Below are 1,409 nucleotides of genomic sequence, written 5' to 3' on the forward strand. Positions count from 1 at the left end.
TTGTTCTTGTCTTTGTTTTTTCTGTGTTCTTTCTCTCCACCTCCGGTCTCTCTCCCTCTCTTTTCGTGGGCGTCGTCGTATGTTTATCACGGCCGGCTTTGCGTTGGGTTGCGTCTGTTTTCTCCGGCTCCCGGGCTTGCCCGATTCATGGTTGTTATGGTCGTTATTGGCGGCCGCCGCGGCTCCGGCGCTGTTGGCGACGCGATGCTGCGGCCCGCGGCTGAGGGCCGTTCTGGTCGCAGGCGGCATCGCCGCGTCGGGTGCGCTCTGGGCCTACCTCGACGCCTGCCGCGTCCTCTGCACGCCGTTCCCAGAGCGGCTGATCAATACCACCCTGGTCGCGGAGGGGCGCATTGCGGCCCTACCGGAGGACCGGGGCTACGCCGAGCGCTTCCTGTTTCGCATCGACCGCCTGCAGCGCGAGGGTCAGGCGCTTGCGTTTCGTGGACTGGTGCGCCTGTCTTGGTACGACGAGCGCCCACCGCTTCGGGCTGGCGAGCGTTGGCGCCTGGCGCTGCGCCTGAAGCCGCCGCACGGCTTCGTGAACCCGGGCGGGTTCGACTACGAGGGCTGGCTCTTCCAGCGTGGTATCAAGGCCACGGGCCACGTGCGCGATGCAGAGGCCGCCGTTCGGCTCGACGCCGGACCCGGCAGGCATTGGCTTGCGCGTGGGCGCCAGTGGCTGCGCGACCAGCTGGCGGCGCTGCTCCCGGCCGGACCGGCGGCCGCCCTGGTGCCGGCCCTGGTACTGGGCGACCGGGGCGGCCTGACGCCGTCGCAGTGGGAGGTCTTCTCGCGCACCGGCACCAGCCACCTCATTGCCATCTCGGGATTGCATGTGGGGCTGGTGGCGGGTGTCGTCTTCGTCGGCACGCGCTGGCTCTGGGCATGGACGCCTGGACTGGCCCGTCGTCTCGCGGCGCCGCGGGCGGCGGCGGGCGTGGCACTGCTGGCCGCTGCGGGCTATGCGGCGCTGGCGGGCTTTTCCGTTTCCACTCAGCGGGCGCTGGCGATGCTCGCGGTGGTGCTCGTGGCGACCATACTGGGCCGCACTCTGCGCCCGCTCTCGGGTCTCGCGCTGGCGCTGCTGGCGGTGCTGCTGCTCGATCCCACGAGCGTCCTTGCCTATGGCTTTTGGCTGTCCTTCGGCGCGGTCGCGGCGCTGCTCTATGCCCTGGGGCAGCGCTTGGCACCGACCTTCGCGGTGCTGCGCTGGGGCCGCGCGCAGTGGGCGGTGGCCGTGGGGCTCCTGCCGCTGCTCCTGCTCTTCTTTGGCCGTGCGTCGCTGGTGGCGCCCGCGGTGAACCTTGTGCTGGTGCCCCTGTTCGGGCTGGTGCTGCCGGCTGTGCTGCTCTCGGCGACGGTGGCGTTGGTGGGAGGCCGGGACTGGGCGCGCTGGCCGGGCGACC

General features: G+C 70.5%; 1 protein-coding gene. It reads left to right on the plus strand.

Annotated features, from left to right (window positions below):
• Positions 1 to 136: 136 nt before the first annotated feature.
• Positions 137 to 1,409: ComEC/Rec2 family competence protein (locus tag I6U14_RS12455; protein WP_296899768.1), on the plus strand; the 1,273-nt coding region annotated here is incomplete at its 3' end.

The sequence above is a fragment of the Thiohalocapsa sp. genome (assembly GCF_019695415.1).
Classification (GTDB): Bacteria; Pseudomonadota; Gammaproteobacteria; order Chromatiales; family Chromatiaceae; genus Thiohalocapsa.